Here is a 19,991-nt window from a genome sequence, read left to right as displayed (position 1 = left end):
GATACACGGACAGCTGACACGTCATTGAGGACGCAGGATGATTCAACGATTGCTGACATTGGTCGCCATGCTGGTACTGGCGGCCTGTGCCAAGGACGCACCAACCCCCGCCGAGCCGGTCAAGGAAGAACCTGGCGCCACCACCGTGGAGCTGCGTTTCCAGGCCGTGGCCGGGCTCAACCCGGGTCCTGATGGCCTGAGCACCCCGGTACGGGTACGGATCTTCGAGCTGAAGAACCCGGCCACCTTCATGCGCGCCGACTACTTCGCCCTGGCAGAGCGGGCCCCGGCCACCCTGGGCCCGGACCTCATCGACCAGGATGAAGTGCTGGTCAAGCCCGGCGATCAGTTCACCCTCAAGCGCACCCTGGACCCGGCCACCCGTCAGGTCGGCCTGCTGGTGGGGTATCGCGAAGTGGACCAGGCCCTGTGGCGAGTCGGGGTCAACACGGCGCAGCGCCTGAACAATCAGTATCAGATCGTCCTCGATGTCCGCGCGATCAGCGCCGAGCTCGTGGCCCCCCCATCCAGCCCTGCCCAATAGGCAATCGGAGCAACCATGTCCTGGAACAATCGCGTGGTCTGGTCGGAAGGCATGTTCATTGGAACCCAGCACTTCCAGCAGCATGACCGTTACCTGGAAAACCTCATCGACGCCCGCAGCCGTCCGCTGTCGGCGGGGGCCTGGGGATTCTCCGAGCTGCGTGTCGATCAGGGCCTGCTGGCCCAGGGCAAGCTGGCCATTGTCAGCGCCCGCGGCCTGTTGCCCGACGGCACCCCGTTCAACATTCCCCACGACGACCTGGCGCCGACCCCGCTGAGCATTGACGACAGCCTGCGCGATGGCCTGGTGTACCTGGCGCTGCCCCTCAAGCGCGCCGGCGCCCGGGACACCGTGGACGAAGGCGAGGCGCTGGGTGGCGCCCGCTACCTGAGCCAGGTGCGTGAGGTGCGTGACGATAACGCGCCTTTTGAGAACCGTGCGCCGGTGGCGGTGGGCTCCCGGGCCTTGCGCCTGCTCACCGCTGCGGACGGCCTCAGCGACTACGCCGCCATCGGCGTGGTGCGGGTCAAGGAGAAGCGCGCCGACCGCGCCTTGGTGCTCGATGACAGCTACATCCCGCCGCTGCTGGATGTGGCCGCGTCCAAGCCCTTGAGTGCCTTTCGCAGCGAACTGCTGGGTCTGCTGCATCAGCGCGGCGAAGCCCTGGCCGGACGGGTGGTGGCTTCGGGGGCCGGTGGCGCTTCGGAAATTGCCGACTTCATGCTCCTGCAACTGGTGAACCGCGCCCAGCCGCTGGTGAACCACCTGAACCAGATCAGCCCGCTGCACCCCGAGCGCTTGTACAGCGAGCTGGTGAGCCTGGCCGGCGAATTCTCGACCTTCTCCAACAGCGCTCGACGCCCGGTGGAGTACCCGCAGTACCAGCACGATGAACTGGCCCTGAGCTTCGCTCCGGTGATGCAGGCCCTGCGCGAGGCCCTGTCGATGCTGATCGACAGCAAGGCGACGCCGATTCCGATCGTCGAGAAAGCCTACGGCGTGCACGTGGCAATGCTGGCGGACCGCACCCTGTTGGAGAACGCCAGCTTCATTCTGGTGGTGCGCGCCGACGTGCCCGGCGAGACCCTGCGCGGGCGTTTTGCCCAGCAGAGCAAGGTGGGCTCGGTGGAGCACATCCGCGATCTGGTCAACCTGCAGTTGCCGGGCATCGGCCTGCTGCCGCTGCCGGTGGCGCCACGGCAGTTGCCGTATCACGCCGGTTCCACCTACTACGAGCTCGACCGTGGCAGCGAGCACTGGAAACAGCTGGTTCACTCCGGAGGCTTCGCGTTCCACGTCGCGGGGGAATTCCCGGGCTTGAACCTGGCCTTCTGGGCCATTCGAGGATAAGTCGCGATGCATCCTTTCGACGATTCGGCAGGGCAGCCGTCCCCGGCCAATGACCGCACCCAATTCATGCCGCGCCCCGGTGGCCGTGCGCCCGAGCCTGGGCGCCCGAGCCCGGGGCCGGCACCGTCCCTGGCCGTGCCGGCGGCGCCACTGCCGGCCGGTCAGGCCCGGGGCCTGAACCCCCTGGAGAGTGCTGCCGGCCCACTGCTGGCCTTGCTCACCCGGCTGCGCAGCACCTTGGCCCACCCGGCGCCGGCCAGCCTGCGAGCGCAGCTGCTGGCTTACCTGCGCCAGTTCGAGGAGCGTGCCGAGGCCGCCGGAGTGCCGCGCAACGACGTGCTGCTGGCCCGCTATGCGCTGTGCACCGCCCTGGATGAAGCGGTGCTCAGCACCCCTTGGGGCAGCACCAGCGACTGGGGCAAGCAAAGCCTGCTGATCACCGTGCACAACGAAGCCTGGGGCGGCGAGAAGGTCTTCCAGTTGCTGGAGCACTGCCTGCAAAGCCCCCGCGAGCGCCTGTACCTGCTGGAGCTGCTGTACCTGTGCATGTGCCTGGGTTTCGAAGGCCGCTACCGAGTGATGATCGACGGTCGCAGCCAGCTTGAAGCCCTGCGCGAGCGCACGGCGGCGACCATCCGCAGTGCCCGTGGCGAGCATGAGCGCGAGCTCTCGCCCCATTGGCGCGGGGTCACCGTGGCCCGTGATCGCCTGGCCCAGTTCATGCCGCCCTGGGTCGGCATCGCTATTGGTGTGGCCTTGCTGCTGGCACTGCTGTTCGGCCTGCGCCTGAAGCTGGCAGCGGACGCCGAGCCGGTGTTCAAGAACATCCATGCCCTGGGCGAGATCCCGGTGCAGACCCTGGACCGCCCGGTGATCCAGCCGAAGATTGTCGAGCGTCCGCGCCTGGCCGGCTTCCTCGCCGAGGACATCAAGGCCGGGCGAGTGGCTGTTGAAGATGCCGTCGACCGTTCGGTGGTGACCATCCGTGGCGATGAACTGTTCGCCTCGGCCAGCGCCAGCATCCTCGACGACTATCAGCCGCTGATGCTGCGCATCGCCGACGCGGTGCGCAAGGTCAAGGGCCAGGTGCGGATTACCGGCCACAGCGACAACCGACCGATCGCCACCTTGCGCTTCCCGTCCAACTGGAAGCTGTCCCAGGCCCGCGCCGAATCGGTGTTGCAGATTCTCGCGGCGAAGACCGGGCAGCCGGAGCGCTTCAGCGCCGAAGGCCGCAGCGACACTGAGCCGTTGGCAACCAATGCCACCGCCGAAGGGCGGGCGCGCAATCGTCGGGTAGAAATCAGCGTATTGGCGGAGGGGGTCGAGTGAAGGCGTTTTTCAGTTTTGTGACGCGCTGGGTGATTCCGCTGCTGGGGCTGATCGCCCTGAGCCTGATCATCTGGTTCATTGGCCCGCTGCTGGAGTTCCTGGTACCGGAAGGACGGCGTTGGGCGCTGATCATTCTCATCTTCGCGGTGTGGATCGGCTACCGGGTGTTTAGCATCATCCAGGCCCGCCGGCATGCGGCCAAGGTCCTGCAGAGCCTGGCCGCCGATACCCCGCCGGACCCGGACAGCGTGGCCACCGCCGAGGAGCTGGCGGCCCTGCGCCAGCGCATGGACGAAGCCCTGGCGCTGTTGAAGAAGGCCAAGCTCGGCGGTGACGAGCGACGCAACCTCTACGAGCTGCCGTGGTACGTGATCATCGGGCCGCCGGGCTCGGGCAAGACCACGGCGCTGGTCAATTCCGGCCTGCATTTTCCCCTGGCCGCTCAGTTGGGCGCCGGTGCGGTGCGTGGTGTCGGTGGCACCCGCAACTGCGACTGGTGGTTCACCGACCAGGCCGTGCTGCTGGACACGGCCGGGCGCTACACCACCCAGGACAGCCATGCCGCGGTGGACAAGGCAGCCTGGCTGGGCTTTCTCGACCTGCTGAAAACCCAGCGCTCGCGGCGGCCCATCGACGGTGCCTTCGTCGCCATCAGCCTCTCCGACCTGCTGCTAAGCAGCGAGGCGGAGCGGGCGGCTCACGCCGCGGCGATTCGCCTGCGCATCCAGGAGCTGTACACCCAGCTGGGCGTACGCTTCCCCATCTACCTGATGCTCACCAAGCTCGATCTGGTGCCGGGCTTCATGGAGTTCTTCGACTCCCTGAGCAAGGAAGAGCGGGCCCAGGTCTGGGGCATGACCTTCGCCCTGGATGACGGCAAGAGTGGCGATAGCCCCCTGGCCCAGTTGCCGGCGGAGCTGGCGGCCCTGGAGCAGCGCCTCAACGAGCGTCTGGTGGAGCGCCTGCAACAGGAGCGCGACCCGGCGCGGCGTGACCTGATCTACGGCTTCCCGCAGCAATTCGCCGCGCTCAAGGAATCCTTGCAGGGCTTCCTTGAAGGCGTGTTCAAACCCAACGCTTTCGAAGAGCGCGTGCTGCTGCGCGGGGTGTATTTCACCAGCGGCACCCAGGAAGGCAGCCCCATCGACCGCCTGATCGGCGCCATGGCCCAGAGCATGAACCTGGACCGCCAGCACCTGGCACGGCAGACCGGCACCGGGCGCAGCTACTTCATCGAGAAACTGTTCAGCGCCGTGGCCTTTGCCGAGCGCGGGCTGGTGGGGGTCAACCCCAAGGTCGAGCGGCGGCGCAAATGGATCGCTCGGGGCGCCCTGGCTGCCACCGTGGCCCTGGTGCTGGTAGTCGGTACCTTGTGGATCGTCAGCTACCGGGCCAACCAGGCCTATATCGCCCAGGTCGACCAGCGGGTCGGCCCGGTGCGCCAGGACGTGCAGAGCCTGAGCCCGGCCCAGCGCGATGTGCTGGCGGTGCTGCCGCTGCTCAACGCCACGCGCAATCTGGCCGGCGATGCGCCGGGCTGGGCCGAAGGCCTGGGCCTGTATCAGGGCGACATGCTCGAAGCCGAGTCCGCCAGTGTCTATCGCAAGCTGCTGGTGGCGGTGTTCGCCCCGCGTTTGATGACCCGCATCGAAGAGCAACTGCACAGCGGCGGCAACTCGGACTACCTCTACGAGGGGCTCAAGGCCTACCTGATGTTGGCGGACAGCGAGCACTACGATCCGGACTTCATCAAGGCCTGGATCACCCTGGACTGGGAGCGGACCCTGGCCCGCGACCTGCCTCCCGAGCAACGCCAGGCCCTGACCGGCCACTTGCAAGCGCTGTTCGAAAAGCATCCGCCCAATGCGCGCCTGGACCAGCGCCTGATCGACGATCTGCGGCGCCAGTTGCAGCAGTTGCCGGTGGCCCAGCGGGTCTATGACCGGGTCAAGCGCGCCAAGCTGCCGGACGGTGTCCCGGACTTCCGCCTCAGCGAAGCCGGTGGCCGCGACGCGGCGCTGGTGTTCACCCGCAAGAGCGGCAAGCCCCTGAGCGAACCCTTGAGCGGGCTGTTCACCGTCAAGGGCTACCGCGAAGGCTTCCTCCTGGCCAGCCTCAACCAGGCCGGCACCCTGGCGGAAGAACAGTGGGTGCTGGGCCGCGACCAGGCCGATCAGCAGAACGTCGCCAGCCTTGCCGCCGATGTGCGCCGCCTGTACTTCCAGGACTACCTGCGCCAGTGGGACGCCTTGCTGGCGGACATCGATTTTGTGCCGATCACCAGCGTGGCCCAGGCCGCGGACGTGCTGCGGATTCTCTCCGGGCCTACGTCGCCGCTGAAGAAGCTGCTGGTGGCCGTGGCCAAGGAAACCGATCTGCAACAGGAAGAACGCCTGTTGGCGGCCCAGGGCCAGAAGGTCGAGGGCGGTGTGGATCAGCTCAAGCAGCGCCTGGGTTCTCTGCTGGGTCAGGAGCAGGCGGGCAACCCGGCGGCCGTGGCCAGCAGCGAAGATCCGGTGAGCGCGCATTTTGCCGATCTCAACAGCCTGGTGAGCAAGGGTGAGGGCGAGCCGGCGGCCATCGACGGCCTGCTGGCGGACATGAATGCCCTGTACGTGCAGGTCAGTGCCATGGTCGGAGCCAGCGGCGATGCCCTGCTGGGCGAGGCCAAGAACCAGGCCAGTGCCGCGGCGGCGCGGGTCAGCCTGACCGCCGAGCGTCAGCCGCCGGTGGTCCAGGGGCTGGTGAAATCGGTGGTGGGCTCCACCACCAACACCATGATGGGCGGGGTGCGCAACCAATTGAACGCGGCCTGGGTCAGCGAGGTGGTGAACGTTTATCGCCAGTCCCTGAGCGGGCGTTATCCGATGTCTCCGGGCAGCTCCCGGGACGCGACCCTGGAGGATTTCGGCCAGTTCTTCGGCACCGGCGGGGTGATGGACAACTACTTCCGCAAGTACTTGCAGCCTTACGTCAACACCTCGACCCCGACCTGGAGCTGGCAGCCGGGCGCGGCGCAGAAGCTGGGCATTTCCCCCGGCGTGCTGCAGACCTTCCAGCGCGCTTCGAACATCCGTGATGCCTTCTTCCGCTCCAGTGGCGGTACCCAGCCGGCGGTGCGTTTCGAACTCAAGCCGGTGGCCATGGACGCCAATATCAGCCAGTTCCTCCTCGACCTGGATGGCCAGCAACTGAGCTACGACCACGGTCCGAGCCGCCCGGTGGCCATGCAGTGGCCGAATCCGGGGAGCATCGGCGTGGTGCGCCTGTCGATCATGCCGCCGTCGGCCACTGGGCGCTCCGGGATCACCCTGGACGGCCCATGGGCCTGGTTCCGCCTGCTGGAGCAGTCGGACCTGACGGCCACCAACTCGCCGGACCGCTTCAACCTGCGGCTGCGGGTGGATGGCGCGAGCATTTCCTACGAGCTGCGGGCCAGCAGTGCCTTCAACCCGTTCAAGAGCCGGGTGCTCAGCGGCTTCAGCCTGCCGGAGCGGCTATGACGGTGGTCGGTCTGTACGGCAAGTTGGCCAGTCGCGGCGATTTTGTCAGCCGTGGCTTGCCGCAGAGTTTCATCGGCCCCTGGGACAGCTGGCTGGCGGCGGGTTTGCTGGCCAGCCAGAACGCTCTGGGCGAGCAGTGGCTGAACGCCTATCTGGTCAGCCCGCTGTGGCGGTTCGCCCTGGCCCCCGGAGTCTGCGGGCCCCAGGCGGCGGTGGGCGTGGTGATGCCGAGCATCGATCGGGTCGGGCGTTATTTCCCTCTGACCGTGGCGGCCTTGCTGGAGCCTGAAAGCGATGTGGCTTCCCTGGTGAGTGGCCCGGATCTGTGGTTTGAACAGGTGGAAGAGCTGCTGCTGGCGACCCTGGATCAGGACGCCAGTTTCGAAGCCCTGGAAGAGGGGATGCAGGCCCTGGGAGCGCCGAGCCCGGCGACTCGCGCTGAAGGTAGCCATTTCGCCGGATTGCAGCGGTTTTATGTCAGTGATCCACAGGCCCGTGGCGCGATCCTCGCGACCCAGGGCAGTGAAGGATCGAGTGCCTGGTGGGGCCGGGGTTCGCCGTACATCAGCCCGATGTTGCTGCGTTGCCAGGGCCTGCCGCCGGCCAGCGATTTTGCGCAATTTTTGCTCGGACAAGAAGGTGCCGTCTAAATGGGTTCAGCGCCACAACTGTCCTACCAGTCCGCCAGCTACAGCCATGTCGGCATGGTGCGGAAAATCAATGAAGACGCCTGGCTCGAAGCCCCGGAAGCCGGCCTCTGGCTGGTGGCCGACGGCATGGGCGGACACGCCGCCGGGGATTACGTCAGCAGCCTGATCGTCGATAGCCTGCGCGCGATTGCGGCGGTGGACAGCCTCGATCAATACGTCGCCGCGCTGCGCAATGGCCTGGCGGCGGTGAATGCCGCCGTGCGCGAGGAAACCGCCAATCGCGGGGTGACCATGATGGGCAGCACCGTGGTCCTGCTGGCCGTGCGCGGCGCCCGGGCGGTGTGCCTGTGGGCCGGTGACAGCCGCCTGTACCGGCTGCGGGACGAGCAACTGGAAAGCATTTCCAGGGATCACAGCTACGTCCAGGACCTGCAGGACAGCGGCCTGCTCAGCGAGGCCGAGGCGCGGGTGCACCCACGGGCCAATATTGTCACCCGGGCCATTGGCGTTGAAGCCCAGCTGGAGTTGTCCCAGGTCGATCTGCAGGTGGAGGACGGTGACACCTTCCTGCTGTGCAGCGACGGTTTGAACAAGACCGCCGAAGACTTCGAACTGCGCGACGTGCTCAGCCACAGCGAGCCTAACGACGTGGTGCGCAGCTTGATTCACCTGGGCCTGACCCGGGGCGCGCCGGACAACATCACCGCCATCGTGATCAAGGCCGCAGGACACTGACCATGGACATTCTGATTCCCGGCTTTGACATCCAGGGCGAGATTGGCGAAGGCGCCATGGCCTCCGTGTACCTGGCGACCCAGCGCTCCCTGGAGCGCAAGGTGGCGCTCAAGGTCATGGCCGCGGCGCTGGCCGCCGACCCGAGCTTCTGCGAGCGCTTTTTGCGCGAGGGCAAGACCCTGGCGCGGCTGTCGCACCCGCACACCGTGACCATCCACGACATCGGCAATGTCGGCGAGCTGTACTACATGGCCATGGAGTACCTGCCCAACGGCACCCTGAAAGAGCGCATCGCCGCCGGGCTGACCCCGGAGCAGGGCCTGACCTATATCCGCCAGATCGCCTCGGCCCTGGGTTATGCCCACGCCCAGGGGCTGGTGCACCGTGATGTGAAACCGGCCAACATTCTGTTCCGCGCCGACGGCACGGCGGTGCTTTCGGACTTCGGCATCGCCAAGTCCCTGGATGACCGCACCCAGTTCACCCAGGCCGGTTTTGCCGTGGGCACGCCGAGCTACATGAGTCCGGAGCAGGCCCGGGGCCAGGACATCGACGGTCGCGCCGACCTGTATGCCCTGGGCGTGGTGCTGTACGAGATTCTCGTCGGCGAGTTGCCGTACAACGGCACCGACGCGCTGTCCACGGCCCTGGCCCACCTCACCGAGCCCTTGCCTGAATTGCCGCTGCACCACGGGCGCTACCAGCACATCCTGCGCAAGCTGCTGGCCAAGGACCCGGCGGAACGCTATCCGGATGCCGCGGCCTTGCTGACGGCCCTGGACAACCTGCCGCCGGAGACTTCCGAGGTCGAGGCGACGCTGATCCAGCCGTTGCCATTGCCGCTGCCGCCTCAGGCCGCGCCCCCGGGCAACGACCTGGCCGGGCTGACTCCGGTGTCCATCGAGATTCCCCGGCAGGCGCCAGCGCCTGCACCGCGCCAGGAGCCGCGTCAGGAGACACCGCCGCCACCGCGTTCATCCCATCTGCCGCCCGCCGGCAGCCCGGCCTCCGAGCAGCGTCGTGGCCCGGTACTGGCCCTGGCCGGCGTCGCCGTGGCCGTCGCCCTGGCCGTGGCCGGCGCCGGTTACTGGTGGCTGTCCGGTGACAGCCCGGCGCCTGCGCCCAAGACCGCTTCGACTGTCAGCACCACGCCTGCCGTGGTGGCGCCGCCGGTGAATCAGCCGGTGGCCGCCGATGTTGACGGCGGCCAGCGGCCGTTGCTGATGCCGGGCAAGAAGACCCTGTTCCAGCGGGTACTGAGCAAGCCGGGGGCGAGCTTTTCCAGCGAGCCTGGCGCTGCGCCGGGCCAGGCGGTGCCGGCGTTCTCGGTGCTCTATGTGTATCAGCGCAAGAACCTCGACGGCCGCTCCTGGCTGCGCCTGGGCGCCGCCAGTGACGGCCGCAGCGCCGGCTGGTTGCCGGCGGAGCAGGTCAGCGACTGGAAGCAGAGCCTGGTGCTGAAGTTCACCGAGCGCTCCGGTCGTGCACCGGTGATGTTCGTGCGTCAGGCCAGTGAGTTGGAGCGTTTGCTGGCGGACCCTGCGGCGGCCAAGAACCTGCTGCTCAGGGCGCAGAAGAATCCCCAGGACGAGCAGCAGGTGCTGGCCCTGGAACCCAATGCCAGCGCAGTGCCACAGGAGCAGTTCTACCTGCTGCCGATCTTTGACTCCAAGGAGAGCTTCGACGAGAACGGCCAGTCGGTGCAGTTGCTCAATGTCGCCTCGATCGATCCGGGCAACAGCCCGCAGAGCATCAGCGACAGCAGTGGCAAGCGCCTGCCAGCGAGCACCGCGCCGGCAGCCGGCGACGCGTTCCGCACGGCGGTGGTGCTGGTGGTGGACACCTCGGTGTCAATGCAGCCCTACATCGATCAGGTGCGCGATGTGGTCCACGAACTGCAGGGCAAGATTGCCGCGCGCGGCGAGTTGGACAGTGTCAGCTTCGGTCTGGTGGGTTTTCGCAACAACACCAGCAAGACCCCGGGCCTGGAGTACGTGACCAAGACCCTGGTGACCCTGGACCAGGGCCGCGATCCCCAGCGCTTCCAGGAGTTGGTGAGTCAGGTCAAGGCCACCAGCGTCTCCAGCCACTCGTTCAACGAAGACGCTTTCGCCGGGGTCATGCAGGCGGTGGAAGGCATGGACTGGAAGGGCTACGGCGGACGCCTGATCCTGCTGGTCAGTGATGCCGGCGCCCTGCGCAAGAACGATCCCTACAGCCGCACCCAGATGAACGAGGCGGAAGTGCGCCAGGCGGCTTTGGGCAAGCAGATCAAGATCTACGCCCTGCACCTGCGCACCGACGCCGGCAAGAAGAACCATGCCCAGGCGGAAACCCAGTACCGGGTGCTGACCGCCGACGCCAACCCGAAGATCGGCGACCTGTACATTCCGGTGCCTGGCGGCGATGTGGGCAAGTTCGGCGCGCGGGTCGACGAGATCGGCACGGTGTTCGCCGACCTGGTGCATCAGGTACGCAGCAACCAGAGCCAGGCAGTGCCGTCATTGGTGGCAGCGCCGAGCATCGCCGAGAAATCCGCGGCCATCGGTTATGCCATGCACATGGATTTCCTCGGTCGCAAATCCGCCAGTCAGGCGCCGCAACTGGTCAGCGCCTGGACCGCCGACCGCGACCTGACCAACCCGGCGCTGCCGGCGTTCCAGGTCTGCGTGATGCTCACCAAACTGCAGCTCAACGACCTGCAGCAGTCGCTGAAGCTGATTGTCGATGCGGCGCGCAAGACCCAGACCTCGCCCAAGGATTTCTTCCAGGAAATCGCCAGTGCCAGCGCCTACATGAGCCGCGACCCCTCGGCCCTGCGCAAGGGCGGCAACCTGGCCGACGGCGGCGTGCTGGGGGAATACCTGGAAGGGCTGCCGTACCGCAGCAAGTCGCTGAACATGACCCAGGACCTGTGGCTGTCCCTGAGCGTGGCCGAGCAGGAAGACTTCATCGACGAGCTGGATTCGAAGATCCGTCTGTATGAAACCTTCCACAACGACCTGGCCAACTGGGTGCGCTTCGGCGATGCCGAGCCGGGTGATGCCCTGTACCGCGTTCCGTTGTCGACCCTGCCGTGATGCTCAATCTGGCGGAGGTGCGCAAGAGCCGCGGCGAGGGTCGCCAACGCTACAGCCTGGTGATCCCCAGGCTGCAACTGCGCGCGGGCGATCAGCTGGCGGTGGTCGGCCCCAGCGGCTGCGGCAAGAGCACGCTGCTCGATCTGCTGGCGCTGGTGCTGGCTCCGGATTCGGCGGCGCGCTTTGAGTTCGTTCCGGCCAACGCCCCCATCGACATTGCCGGTATCTGGCGCGGCACGGGGCACAGCGCCCTGGCGCAGCTGCGCAGCCGGCACCTGGGGTATGTGCTGCAGACCGGCGGGCTGCTGGGGTTTCTTGATGTGCGCGGTAATATCAGCCTGCCCCGGCAGTTGCTGGGGCTGGCGGACGAGGGCATTCCCCGGCGCCTGGCCGAACGCCTGGAAATCGCCGATCAACTGCACAAGAAGCCCGCCGCCCTGTCGGTGGGCCAGCGTCAGCGGGTCAGTTGTGCTCGGGCCTTGGCCCATGGTCCGCAGGTGCTGCTGGCGGATGAACCGACCGCGGCCCTGGACCCCTTGAACGCTCAGCGAGTGATGCAGCTGCTGGTGCAGCAGGCGCGGGATCAGCGGCTGTGCTGCGTGATCGCCACCCACGATGAGGTGCTGGCCCGGGCCAACGGCTTGCAGGTGCGGCGCATTGCCTGCCAGCGCGATGCCGACGGCGGGGTCACCGCGACGCTGGGGGAGGCTTGCTGATGCGTGCGTCCCTGACCGCGGCGCTGGCCTGGCAGGACTACCGGGCCGATACCTGGTTGTCGGCCTGTTCGGTGCTGGCCCTGGTGGCGGTGATCGCGCCGCTGCTGGTGCTGTTCGGGCTCAAGTTCGGGCTGGTGAGCAGCCTCACCGAGCGCCTGGAAAAGGACCCGGCGGTGCGCGAGATCATTCCTCTGGGCGGCGGCCGGTTCAGCGCCGAGTTCATTGCCGAGCTGGGGCGGCGACCGGAGGTGGCCTTTGCCTTGCCCAGAACCCGGCAGATCGCGGCTACGGCAGATCTGTCCCGGGGCGCGGGGGATATCGGCCTGACCGTGGAAATGCTGCCTACCGCTGTCTCGGACCCGTTGCTCGGGCGTTTGCCGGTGCCTCGGAGCATGAGTGGCGTGCTCCTGAGTCGGACCGCCGCCGAAAAGCTTGGCGTACAGCCTGGAGATTGGCTGCAGGCGGCCTTCGGCCGGCAAGTGGCGGGACGTAGCGAAGTGCAGCGGACCCGAGTCCAGGTGGAGGGCGTATTGCCCCTGGAAGCCTTTGCCCGGGATGCCCTGTTCGCGCCCCTGGCCTTGCTGGAGGCCGCCGAGGATTACCGCGACGGCCGTGCCGTGGCGGCCCTGGGCTGGCTCGGCGAGGCGCAGGCCGCGTCCGGGCAGCGGGTCTATCCAGCCTTTCGCCTGTATGCCCGCAGCCTCGATGACGTCGAATCGTTGCGCCGCTATTTCGCCGAGCGTGGCCTGTTGGTGGCGACACAGGCCCAGACCATCGCCCAGGTGCAGTCCTTGAGCCGCAACCTGTCCATTGTTTTCTGGGTGATTGCCGGGCTGGCCCTGGCGGGCGCCTTTGCGGCGATCTTTGCCGGTGCCCTGGCGGCGGTGGAGCGTAAGCGCCGGGAGTTGTCGGTGCTGCGCCTGCTGGGATTTTCCACCGGGGCCCTGCTGTTGTTCGTGGTGGCCCAGGCACTGTACAGCGCCGGTTTCGCTGCGCTGTTGAGTGGCGCTCTGTATGGCCTGGCCCAGGCCGGGCTGAATCATTTGTTCATGCAGGTGCCCGGCGAGTACGCCAGTCATTTGCTGCCGGCCCATTACGGGCTGGCCCTGTTGGCGACGCTGGGCGTCAGCACCCTGGCCGCCGCGCTGGGCGGCTGGCGGGTGTCGCGCATTGAAGCCTGTGAAGGAATTCGCGATGTATAAGTTGATCGGCACCGTGTTGGCCATGACCCTGGCTGGCGCCGTGTGGGCGCAAGAGCCCGGCAACAAGATGGACAACCCCAAGCCCTTGCCGGACGACGTCAGTCTGCCGCTGCCCTGTGAAGGCGAGATGGTGTTCCGCTATGTCTACGTGCTGGCCCAGGGCACCCTGGACGACCGCGAGGTGAACCTCGGCTATCCCTTCAGCGAAGGTGAGAGCGGCTACCAGCAATCGTTCATCTCCGGTTATCGCCGGGACTACATCAACGGCCAGTTCACCCTCAAGGACCTGCCTGGCGCCTGGAGCAAGACCATTGGCCCGGCCTTGCCGAAAACCGGTGCCGGGGTGCCCCTCAAGCCGATGCTGTATTTCATCGGCAAGTACGAAGTCACCGCTCGCCAGTACGCCCAGGTAATGGCGCAGGCCCAGTCCCTGGCCAGTGGCGAGCCGGCCCCGGCCTGTGAGGCCTCGGAGGGCATGCCGGGGCGCTTGCCCAAGGTCAAGCTGTCGCGCTTCGAGGCCGAGCGTTTTGCCGCAGTCTACAGCGCCTGGCTGATGAAGAATCACCGTGACCTGCTGCCGGTCAGCGGTCGCGGCGGTTCCTCCGAAGACGGCGGCCTGGGTTTCGTGCGCCTGCCCACCGAGGTGGAGTGGGAATACGCTGCCCGTGGCGGTCAGGCGGTGAGTCGCCAGGAGCTGGAAGGGCGGCTGTTTCCACGGCGCCTGGAGGGCAGCGAGAGCGATGGTCCGCTGGCGGACTGGGCCGTGTTCAATCAGGTGGCCGGTGGCACTGGCCAGGCGGCGCGGCTGATGCCGATCGGCACCAAGCTGCCCAACCCCATCGGCATGTTCGACGTGATCGGCAATGCCGCCGAGATGGTCCAGGAGTCGTTCCAGCTGGTGCGCGCCGGACGGCGCCAGGGCACTTACGGCGGCTTCGTGGTCAAGGGCGGCAATTACCTGGAAGGCGAGGGCACGCTGTTTACCGGCATGCGCCGCGAGTACCCGCTGTTTGGCGCCGACGGCACCGAGCAAAGCAACGAAACCACCGGTTTCCGGGTGGCCATCGGCGCCTTGTCGGCCCCGCGTTCGCGCTACAAGGAGCTGTTTGCCCAGTGGCAGAAGGAAGGCCGTCTGGCGTCCCTGACCGACGCCATCGACGACGCCCAGGACCCCACCAAGCGCCTGGATGCCATCATCGCCGCCAGTGTCGACCCGCGTCTGCAGGCGGAGCTGGGGCTGGTCAACGAAGAGCTCAAGCGCAACGTCTCGCTGATCGCCCAGCAGCGCGAGGAGGCGGCGGGCAACCTGATCCAGTCCTCCGCTCTGGTGGCTGAAACCATCAACAACTACAACATTCGCCTGACCAATCTGAAGAAGAGCCAGCAGCAGGCCATCGATGCCAAGGACGAACCCAGCGCCAAGCTGTTCGCCGAAGCCATCGACAACGGCCGCAGCGCACTGGACGGGGCGGTGGCGATCTACATCGACAACCTGGCCACGGGCACCCGTTACACCGACGCGGTGATCCAGGCGCAATTTCAACGGATCAAGGAAGAACTCAATCGCAAGCCGGTGCTCGGCAAGAGCCTGGTGACGCGCGCTACGTTATTCGTCCGCCATGTCGGGAATTATCGCCAGCAACGGCGAGCCGACCCGGCGACGATTTTGAAGGAACTGCTCGCATCGACCGGTCAGAAGTCATGACTGGCCGCTGTCTGTCGAGCCTGGAGGAGCTCGGACGATTTCGTGTCGTACCGAGTTGGTCAAACTTAATCGAGATCACCAACATGCTTTTTTCCCGCAACCCATTTGCTTCAACATCCAAGCGTCACCTGCTGTTGGTTGCCGCCGGGTTCAGCACCGTATTGACCGGTTGCGCGACCTCTCCGGTGTCCAAGGTCGCCTCCACCACCAAGGTCGAGTACTACCCGAGCTGCTATGAGCCGGTGCAGCACTTGCGCGCCACTGATTCGGACATGACCAAGTCGGTGGTCACCGGTGCTGCCCTGGGCGCTGCCGGCGGTGCCTTGCTCGGCGCCCTGACCGGCGACGGCGATCACCGTGGTCGCAATGCGGCCATCGGTGCTGCCGGTGGTGCTCTGGCCGGTGGTGCCGCCGGTTACTACACCGAGCGCCAGAAGCAGATCGCCGATGACAATCAGCGCATCGCTTCCTACGCCGCCGACTTTAACAAGAGCGCTGCCGACATCGACCGCAGCACCGCTTACGCCCGTGCTTCGCAGACCTGCTACCAGCGTGCCTTCGACAGCCTGATCAGTGCCCGCAAGGCCAACAGCATCAATGATGTGGAAGGGCGCAAGCGCCTGGCGGAAATCGTCAGCGGCCTGAAAGAGTCCAATGACCTGATCGCCGCGGTGAACGGTCGTGCCAGCGAAGACCTGAGCAAGTACAACCAGGCCTACGAGCAGGACCTGCAGCAAGTGGGCGTGCAGCGTACCGACGTAGTGAAAGTCGCCACCGCCGATACCACCCAGGTGACCACCACCAGCGGTGGCAAGCGCAAGCAGCCGGTGCAGAAGGTCAAGCAGCCGAAGCTTCCGACCGTGCCTCAGGAAGCGGTGAGCACCGAGAGGTCGATCCAGGAGGCCAAGATCAAGCAGGCCGAGAGCAACAAGGTCGCGACCACCGGCCAGACTCAGGTCAACAGCATGTGCAAGAGCCCGGACCTGGGTGACTGGGCACCGGTGCCTTGCCCTAACGTCTGAGTCAGTGATTGTCTGACAAGATGTAGCGATAAGCGTTGAACGCCAGTCGATCTCCGAGTAATCGAACAGATCGGCTGGCGCTCTTCGAGTTACAGGTTAAACTGCGGCGGCCATCCAATAACTCCACTGAGGCGCCGTGCATGAAATTCCGCTTTCTTCTCTGGGTGCTTGGCCTGTTGATGGGCAAAGCCAGCCGCAACAATCCTGCTTTTCAGCAACAGTTGGGTGACAAGGAGCTGGTGTTCCAGCTGCAGACGCTCGACGGCAAGGTTGCTCGACATTTCTTCGTCAAAGACCAGCGCGTGACCAGTCGTTCGGGTTTCTATCCCGAGCCTGCGTTCGCCATTGCCTTCAAGGATGCCGCCTACGGCTTCGCCACGATGCAGGCGAAGAACAAGCAGTTGGCGTTCATGACCGGTATTCAGGACAAGTCGATCCAGATCAAGGGCAATCCGGCGCTGGTGATCTGGTTCCAGGGGCTGACCAAGTATCTGAAACCGAAGAAGGCCAAGCCCAAGGCTTGATGGTGGGGCTTCGCCGGCGAGCCGGCTCCTACACGCGCCCGGTAGGAGCCGGCTCGCCGGCGAGAGGGGTCAGGCCTGGCTGAACTGCGAAGCCAGTTCCCGCAGCAGCACTTCCGCTTCCAGCACCTTGCTCACCACGTCTTCAGCCTTGTCGCGGCTCAGGCCCAGGCGCTCGAACAGTGCATCGGGAATTTCCTCGTGGGGACCGGAACCGATGCCACGGCTGCGCAGCAGGCGCACGGCCAGGCACACCAGATTCGGGTACTCGGCGTAGGCGCCGTCGTAGCTCGGGTCGTGCTGGAAGCGCAGGGCGGTGGACAGCTCGTCCGGCATGTCCCAGTAACGCATCAGCCAGGAACCGATCTGTTCGCGGCTGATCCCCAGCAGATGCTGCTCGACATAGCTGTGGCACAGGTGCGGGTTGACCTCCAGGTGCCGGCAGATCAGCGAGAAGTGCGGCGGGAACACGTGGGCCAGCAACAGGTAGCCGAAGTTGTGCAACAGACCGGCGAGGTAGGTCAGGCCGGCTTCCGGGCGCTGGGCGCGGGGCATGGCGCGGGTCAGGCCTTCGATCACCGCCGCGGTGTAGATCGATTGTTGCCAGTAGGGCGTGGCGTGCTGCGGCTGGTCCTTGGGCAGGCTCAGGGTCTTGCCCAGGGCCAGGCCCAGGGCGAGGTTGATCACCAGGTCGAAGCCCAGCACGCGGACGATGGCGTCCTCCACCGAGCGGATCTTGCCCGGCGACGCGTAGTAAGGCGACGCGGCCCAGCTGACCACTTGCGCGGCCAGGGCCGGGTCGGTCTCCACCACGCCGGTGATGTCGTCGATGGTGGCGTTGGGGTCGACCCGCAGCTTGATGATTTTCTGCGCGGTTTCCGCCAGCGGCGGGATCTCGATGGTGGCTTCCAGGCGTTGCTGGATGCGCCGCGCGGTGAAGGCCTGCATGGCCTGGGAGATTTCCTCGCGGTCATCGTCCGGGCGATCGAGGTTGGGGCGGATGCTGCTCAGGGGCTCGCCGAAATGACCGGCGCTGGCCTTGCTGAGCATGCTCTTGAAGGCTTCGCTGGTGATTTCCAGAAGCACGCCCGGCTCGCCCGAATAGATCAGCAGGCTGGGTTCGCGCAGCAGGCTTTCTTCGTACAGGCAGGGGGAACTGGTAAGCGCCGGCAGGCCGGGCAGCAGGCTCAGGCTGTGTTTGCCGAGCATGCGCTCCAGGCGTTCGGTGGACACCGCGGTGAGCCGGCGGCCGGTGAGTTCGGCGAGGCGATTGAGGTCCAGTAGCTGGCTCTGCGGAAACAGCACCATCAGCGCGCCGACGGCGTCGTCCAGGAGCACGGCCTGGACCTTGCGCGCAGCCGGCAGGCCCGGCTGGTCGAGCACTTCGTTGTAGCTGATGGCCAGCTTGCCGAGCAGCAACCGGATAACAGACGGAGCGTGTGGGGTTGCAGTGGCGAGGGCAACTTCTGTCATGGTCTGGTATCCGTTTTTCTACAATTTGACGAGTATAACCAGCTTGGTTATGCCGATGGTCCATTAACTGAGCGTTGGTTCACACTTGGCCGTATTGCTGGCCGTGGCGCAGCCAGCGTTCCAGCAGCGGGCTCACATGGTCCGGCCAACGCTCCAGTAAGGCCTGCGCGGCGTCACGCACGGCCGGTAGCAGGTCAGCGTCACGCATCAGGTCGGCGACCTTGAATTGCAGCAGGCCGGTCTGGCGGGTGCCGAGCATTTCTCCGGGGCCGCGCAGTTCCAGGTCCTTTTCGGCGATGACGAAACCGTCGTTGGTCTCGCGCATGATGCCCAGACGCTGACGACCGATTTGTGAAAGCGGCGGATGGTAGAGCAGCACGCAGTGGCTGGCGGCGCTGCCACGCCCGACCCGGCCGCGCAGCTGGTGCAGTTGCGCCAGGCCCAGGCGTTCCGGGTTCTCGATGATCATCAGGCTGGCATTGGGTACATCGACCCCGACCTCGATCACCGTGGTGGCCACCAGCAGTTGCAGCTGGCCGGCCTTGAACTCGGCCATGACTGCGGCTTTCTCCGCCGGTTTCATGCGGCCGTGGATCAACCCCACGCGCAGTTCGCCCAGGGCGCTGGAGAGGTCTTCGAAGGTGGTTTCGGCAGCCTGGCAGGTGAGCTCTTCGGACTCTTCGATCAGAGTGCAGACCCAATAGGCCTGGCGCCCTTCGGCGCAGGCCGCACGCACCCGCTCGATCACTTCGACGCGGCGGCTGTCGGTCACCAGCACGGTGTTCACCGGGGTGCGGCCGGGCGGCAGTTCATCGAGGATCGAGGTGTCCAGATCGGCGTAGGCGCTCATGGCCAGGGTTCGCGGAATGGGCGTGGCGGTCATGATCAACTGGTGCGGACAGAGGCGGCCGCCCACGCCTTTCTGGCGCAGGGCCAGACGCTGCTGGACGCCGAAGCGGTGCTGTTCGTCGATGATCACTAGAGCCAGGTTCTTGAACTGCACTTCGTCCTGGAACAGGGCGTGGGTGCCCACCACCATCGGCGCGCCGCCGGCAATCTGTTCCAGGGCCGCCGCGCGGTTCTTGCCCTTGAGCTTGCCCGCCAGCCAGGCGACTTCCAGGCCCAGGGGCTCGAGCCAGCGCTTGAAGGTGATGAAGTGCTGCTCGGCGAGGATCTCCGTGGGCGCCATCAGCGCCACCTGATAACCGGCTTCCAGGGCCTGCAGGGCGGCGAGGGCGGCGACCACGGTCTTGCCCGCCCCTACGTCGCCTTGAATCAGGCGCAGCATGGGCTCCGGCTGGCTCAGGTCGTAGGCGATTTCGTTGCCCACACGCTGTTGCGCGCCGGTGGGGGCAAAGCCGAGGTTCTTCAGGTACTTGGCCGGCAGTTTCTTGGCCAATGGCAGCACCGGGGCGCGCTGGGAGCGCAGGCTGTCCCGCAGGCGTTGTTGGGACAGCTGGTGGGTCAGCAGTTCCTCGAACGCCAGTCGATGCTGGGCCCAGTGGTGACCCAGGGCCAGTTCGTCGACATCGGCGTCCGCGGGAGGGTGATGCAGGTAGCGGATCGCATCGTCCAGGGGCGCCAGTTGATAGTCGCGGGCCAGTTCATGGGGCAGCCAGTCGGGCAGGCTGCGGGGGCCAAGCAGGGCCAGGCTCTGCTGGCAGAGCAGGCGCAGGCGCTGTTGGGTCAGGCCTTCAGTCAGGGGGTAGATCGGCGTCAGGGTCTGATCCACCGGCGGCGGCTCGTCACCACTGATGGCGCGGTATTCGGGATGGTAGATCTCCAGGCCCGAGGCGCCGGGTCGGGCTTCGCCGTAGCAGCGCACGCGGGTGCCGCGCTTGAGGCCGTCTTTCTGTGCATTGCTGAAATGGTAGAAGCGCAGGCTCAGGCCGCCGGTGCCGTCTTGCAGGCGTACCAGCAGGCTGCGGCGCTTGCCCATGACCACATCGGCGCCGCTGACGGTACCTTCGATCACCGCATCCTGGCCGGGGCGCAGAGCGCCGATCGGCACCACGCGGGTGCGATCCTGATAGCGCAGGGGCAGGTGGAACAGCACGTCCTGAAGGTTCTCCAGGCCGACCTTGGCCAGCTTCTCGGCCATGGCTTCGCCGACACCCTTGAGTGCCGTGACCGGCACTTTCGACAGCTCAGTCATTGC

The 19,991-nt window shown here is 66.3% G+C and carries 14 protein-coding genes; 12 read left to right on the top strand and 2 right to left on the bottom strand.

Translation table 11 applies throughout. The annotated features are described in order from the left end of the window. Positions 1 to 37: 37 nt before the first annotated feature. The 12 genes from tssJ (at position 38) to ACSSVC_RS02930 (ending at position 16,363) form a co-directional block, all read left to right on the top strand. Complete coding sequence (tssJ, locus tag ACSSVC_RS02985) at positions 38 to 544, top strand: type VI secretion system lipoprotein TssJ (RefSeq protein WP_346634798.1); 507 nt, start codon at positions 38 to 40, stop codon at positions 542 to 544. 15 nt (positions 545 to 559) lie between these two features. After that, complete coding sequence (gene tssK / locus ACSSVC_RS02980) at positions 560 to 1,894, top strand: type VI secretion system baseplate subunit TssK (RefSeq protein ID WP_346634799.1); 1,335 nt, start codon at positions 560 to 562, stop codon at positions 1,892 to 1,894. A 6-nt stretch (positions 1,895 to 1,900) separates the two neighbouring features. Next, positions 1,901 to 3,226 carry a DotU family type VI secretion system protein gene (locus tag ACSSVC_RS02975; protein WP_346634800.1) on the top strand — a complete coding sequence of 442 codons (1,326 nt, stop codon included), beginning with the start codon at positions 1,901 to 1,903 and terminating at the stop codon, positions 3,224 to 3,226. After that, positions 3,223 to 6,729 carry a type VI secretion system membrane subunit TssM gene (gene tssM / locus ACSSVC_RS02970; RefSeq protein ID WP_446439396.1) on the top strand — a complete coding sequence of 1,169 codons (3,507 nt, stop codon included), beginning with the start codon at positions 3,223 to 3,225 and terminating at the stop codon, positions 6,727 to 6,729. The genes ACSSVC_RS02975 and tssM overlap by 4 nt, the downstream gene beginning before the upstream one ends. Continuing rightward, the gene (gene tagF, locus ACSSVC_RS02965; RefSeq protein WP_041120396.1) at positions 6,726 to 7,379 is read left to right on the top strand and encodes a type VI secretion system-associated protein TagF; all 654 of its coding nucleotides are present in this window, start codon (positions 6,726 to 6,728) and stop codon (positions 7,377 to 7,379) included. Before tssM ends, tagF begins: the two co-directional genes overlap by 4 nt. Next, entirely contained in the window at positions 7,380 to 8,114 is a 735-nt protein-coding gene (locus tag ACSSVC_RS02960) for a PP2C family protein-serine/threonine phosphatase (RefSeq protein WP_041120394.1), read from the top strand. It abuts the gene before it with no gap. 2 nt (positions 8,115 to 8,116) lie between these two features. Beyond that, positions 8,117 to 11,194: a serine/threonine-protein kinase gene (locus ACSSVC_RS02955; RefSeq protein ID WP_492611974.1), complete on the top strand. Its 3,078-nt coding sequence runs from the start codon at positions 8,117 to 8,119 to the stop codon at positions 11,192 to 11,194. Continuing rightward, entirely contained in the window at positions 11,194 to 11,910 is a 717-nt protein-coding gene (locus ACSSVC_RS02950; protein WP_492612550.1) for an ABC transporter ATP-binding protein, read from the top strand. The genes ACSSVC_RS02955 and ACSSVC_RS02950 overlap by 1 nt, the downstream gene beginning before the upstream one ends. After that, the gene (locus ACSSVC_RS02945) at positions 11,910 to 13,112 is read left to right on the top strand and encodes an ABC transporter permease (protein ID WP_346634803.1); all 1,203 of its coding nucleotides are present in this window, start codon (positions 11,910 to 11,912) and stop codon (positions 13,110 to 13,112) included. Before ACSSVC_RS02950 ends, ACSSVC_RS02945 begins: the two co-directional genes overlap by 1 nt. A 22-nt stretch (positions 13,113 to 13,134) precedes the next feature. Then, positions 13,135 to 14,817, top strand: a complete 1,683-nt coding sequence (locus ACSSVC_RS02940) for a formylglycine-generating enzyme family protein (protein ID WP_404940120.1) — start codon at positions 13,135 to 13,137, stop codon at positions 14,815 to 14,817. An 83-nt stretch (positions 14,818 to 14,900) separates the two neighbouring features. Continuing rightward, entirely contained in the window at positions 14,901 to 15,839 is a 939-nt protein-coding gene (gene tagQ / locus ACSSVC_RS02935) for a type VI secretion system-associated lipoprotein TagQ (RefSeq protein WP_346634804.1), read from the top strand. Positions 15,840 to 15,979: 140 nt separating this feature from the next. Then, positions 15,980 to 16,363 carry a helicase gene (locus tag ACSSVC_RS02930; protein ID WP_102862277.1) on the top strand — a complete coding sequence of 128 codons (384 nt, stop codon included), beginning with the start codon at positions 15,980 to 15,982 and terminating at the stop codon, positions 16,361 to 16,363. A 69-nt stretch (positions 16,364 to 16,432) separates the two neighbouring features. Here the strand turns inward: ACSSVC_RS02930 and ACSSVC_RS02925 are convergent, their stop codons facing one another. Then, positions 16,433 to 17,833 carry an aminoacyl-tRNA deacylase and HDOD domain-containing protein gene (locus tag ACSSVC_RS02925; RefSeq protein ID WP_346633427.1) on the bottom strand — a complete coding sequence of 467 codons (1,401 nt, stop codon included), beginning with the start codon at positions 17,831 to 17,833 and terminating at the stop codon, positions 16,433 to 16,435. A gap of 79 nt (positions 17,834 to 17,912) precedes the next feature. Beyond that, a complete protein-coding gene (gene recG / locus ACSSVC_RS02920; RefSeq protein ID WP_346633426.1) occupies positions 17,913 to 19,988 on the bottom strand; it encodes an ATP-dependent DNA helicase RecG in 2,076 nt (691 codons plus the stop codon). Positions 19,989 to 19,991: the final 3 nt, after the last annotated feature.

This window comes from Pseudomonas sp. E1BtOHC1, assembly GCF_058744285.1.
The sequence above is the reverse complement of the archived record's forward strand: the minus strand, read 5'-3'. Positions and strand labels throughout refer to the sequence as shown.

Bases quoted from the DNA above. Each gene is read 5' to 3' on its own strand.
- tssJ (WP_346634798.1), top strand. From the start codon at position 38: ATGATTCAACGATTGCTGACATTGGTCGCCATGCTGGTACTGGCGGCC.
- tssK (WP_346634799.1), top strand. From the start codon at position 560: ATGTCCTGGAACAATCGCGTGGTCTGGTCGGAAGGCATGTTCATTGGA.
- ACSSVC_RS02975 (WP_346634800.1), top strand. From the start codon at position 1,901: ATGCATCCTTTCGACGATTCGGCAGGGCAGCCGTCCCCGGCCAATGAC.
- tagF (WP_041120396.1), top strand. From the start codon at position 6,726: ATGACGGTGGTCGGTCTGTACGGCAAGTTGGCCAGTCGCGGCGATTTT.
- ACSSVC_RS02960 (WP_041120394.1), top strand. From the start codon at position 7,380: ATGGGTTCAGCGCCACAACTGTCCTACCAGTCCGCCAGCTACAGCCAT.
- ACSSVC_RS02955 (WP_492611974.1), top strand. From the start codon at position 8,117: ATGGACATTCTGATTCCCGGCTTTGACATCCAGGGCGAGATTGGCGAA.
- ACSSVC_RS02950 (WP_492612550.1), top strand. From the start codon at position 11,194: ATGCTCAATCTGGCGGAGGTGCGCAAGAGCCGCGGCGAGGGTCGCCAA.
- ACSSVC_RS02945 (WP_346634803.1), top strand. From the start codon at position 11,910: ATGCGTGCGTCCCTGACCGCGGCGCTGGCCTGGCAGGACTACCGGGCC.
- ACSSVC_RS02940 (WP_404940120.1), top strand. From the start codon at position 13,135: ATGACCCTGGCTGGCGCCGTGTGGGCGCAAGAGCCCGGCAACAAGATG.
- tagQ (WP_346634804.1), top strand. From the start codon at position 14,901: ATGCTTTTTTCCCGCAACCCATTTGCTTCAACATCCAAGCGTCACCTG.
- ACSSVC_RS02930 (WP_102862277.1), top strand. From the start codon at position 15,980: ATGAAATTCCGCTTTCTTCTCTGGGTGCTTGGCCTGTTGATGGGCAAA.
- ACSSVC_RS02925 (WP_346633427.1), bottom strand. From the start codon at position 17,833: ATGACAGAAGTTGCCCTCGCCACTGCAACCCCACACGCTCCGTCTGTT.
- recG (WP_346633426.1), bottom strand. From the start codon at position 19,988: ATGACTGAGCTGTCGAAAGTGCCGGTCACGGCACTCAAGGGTGTCGGC.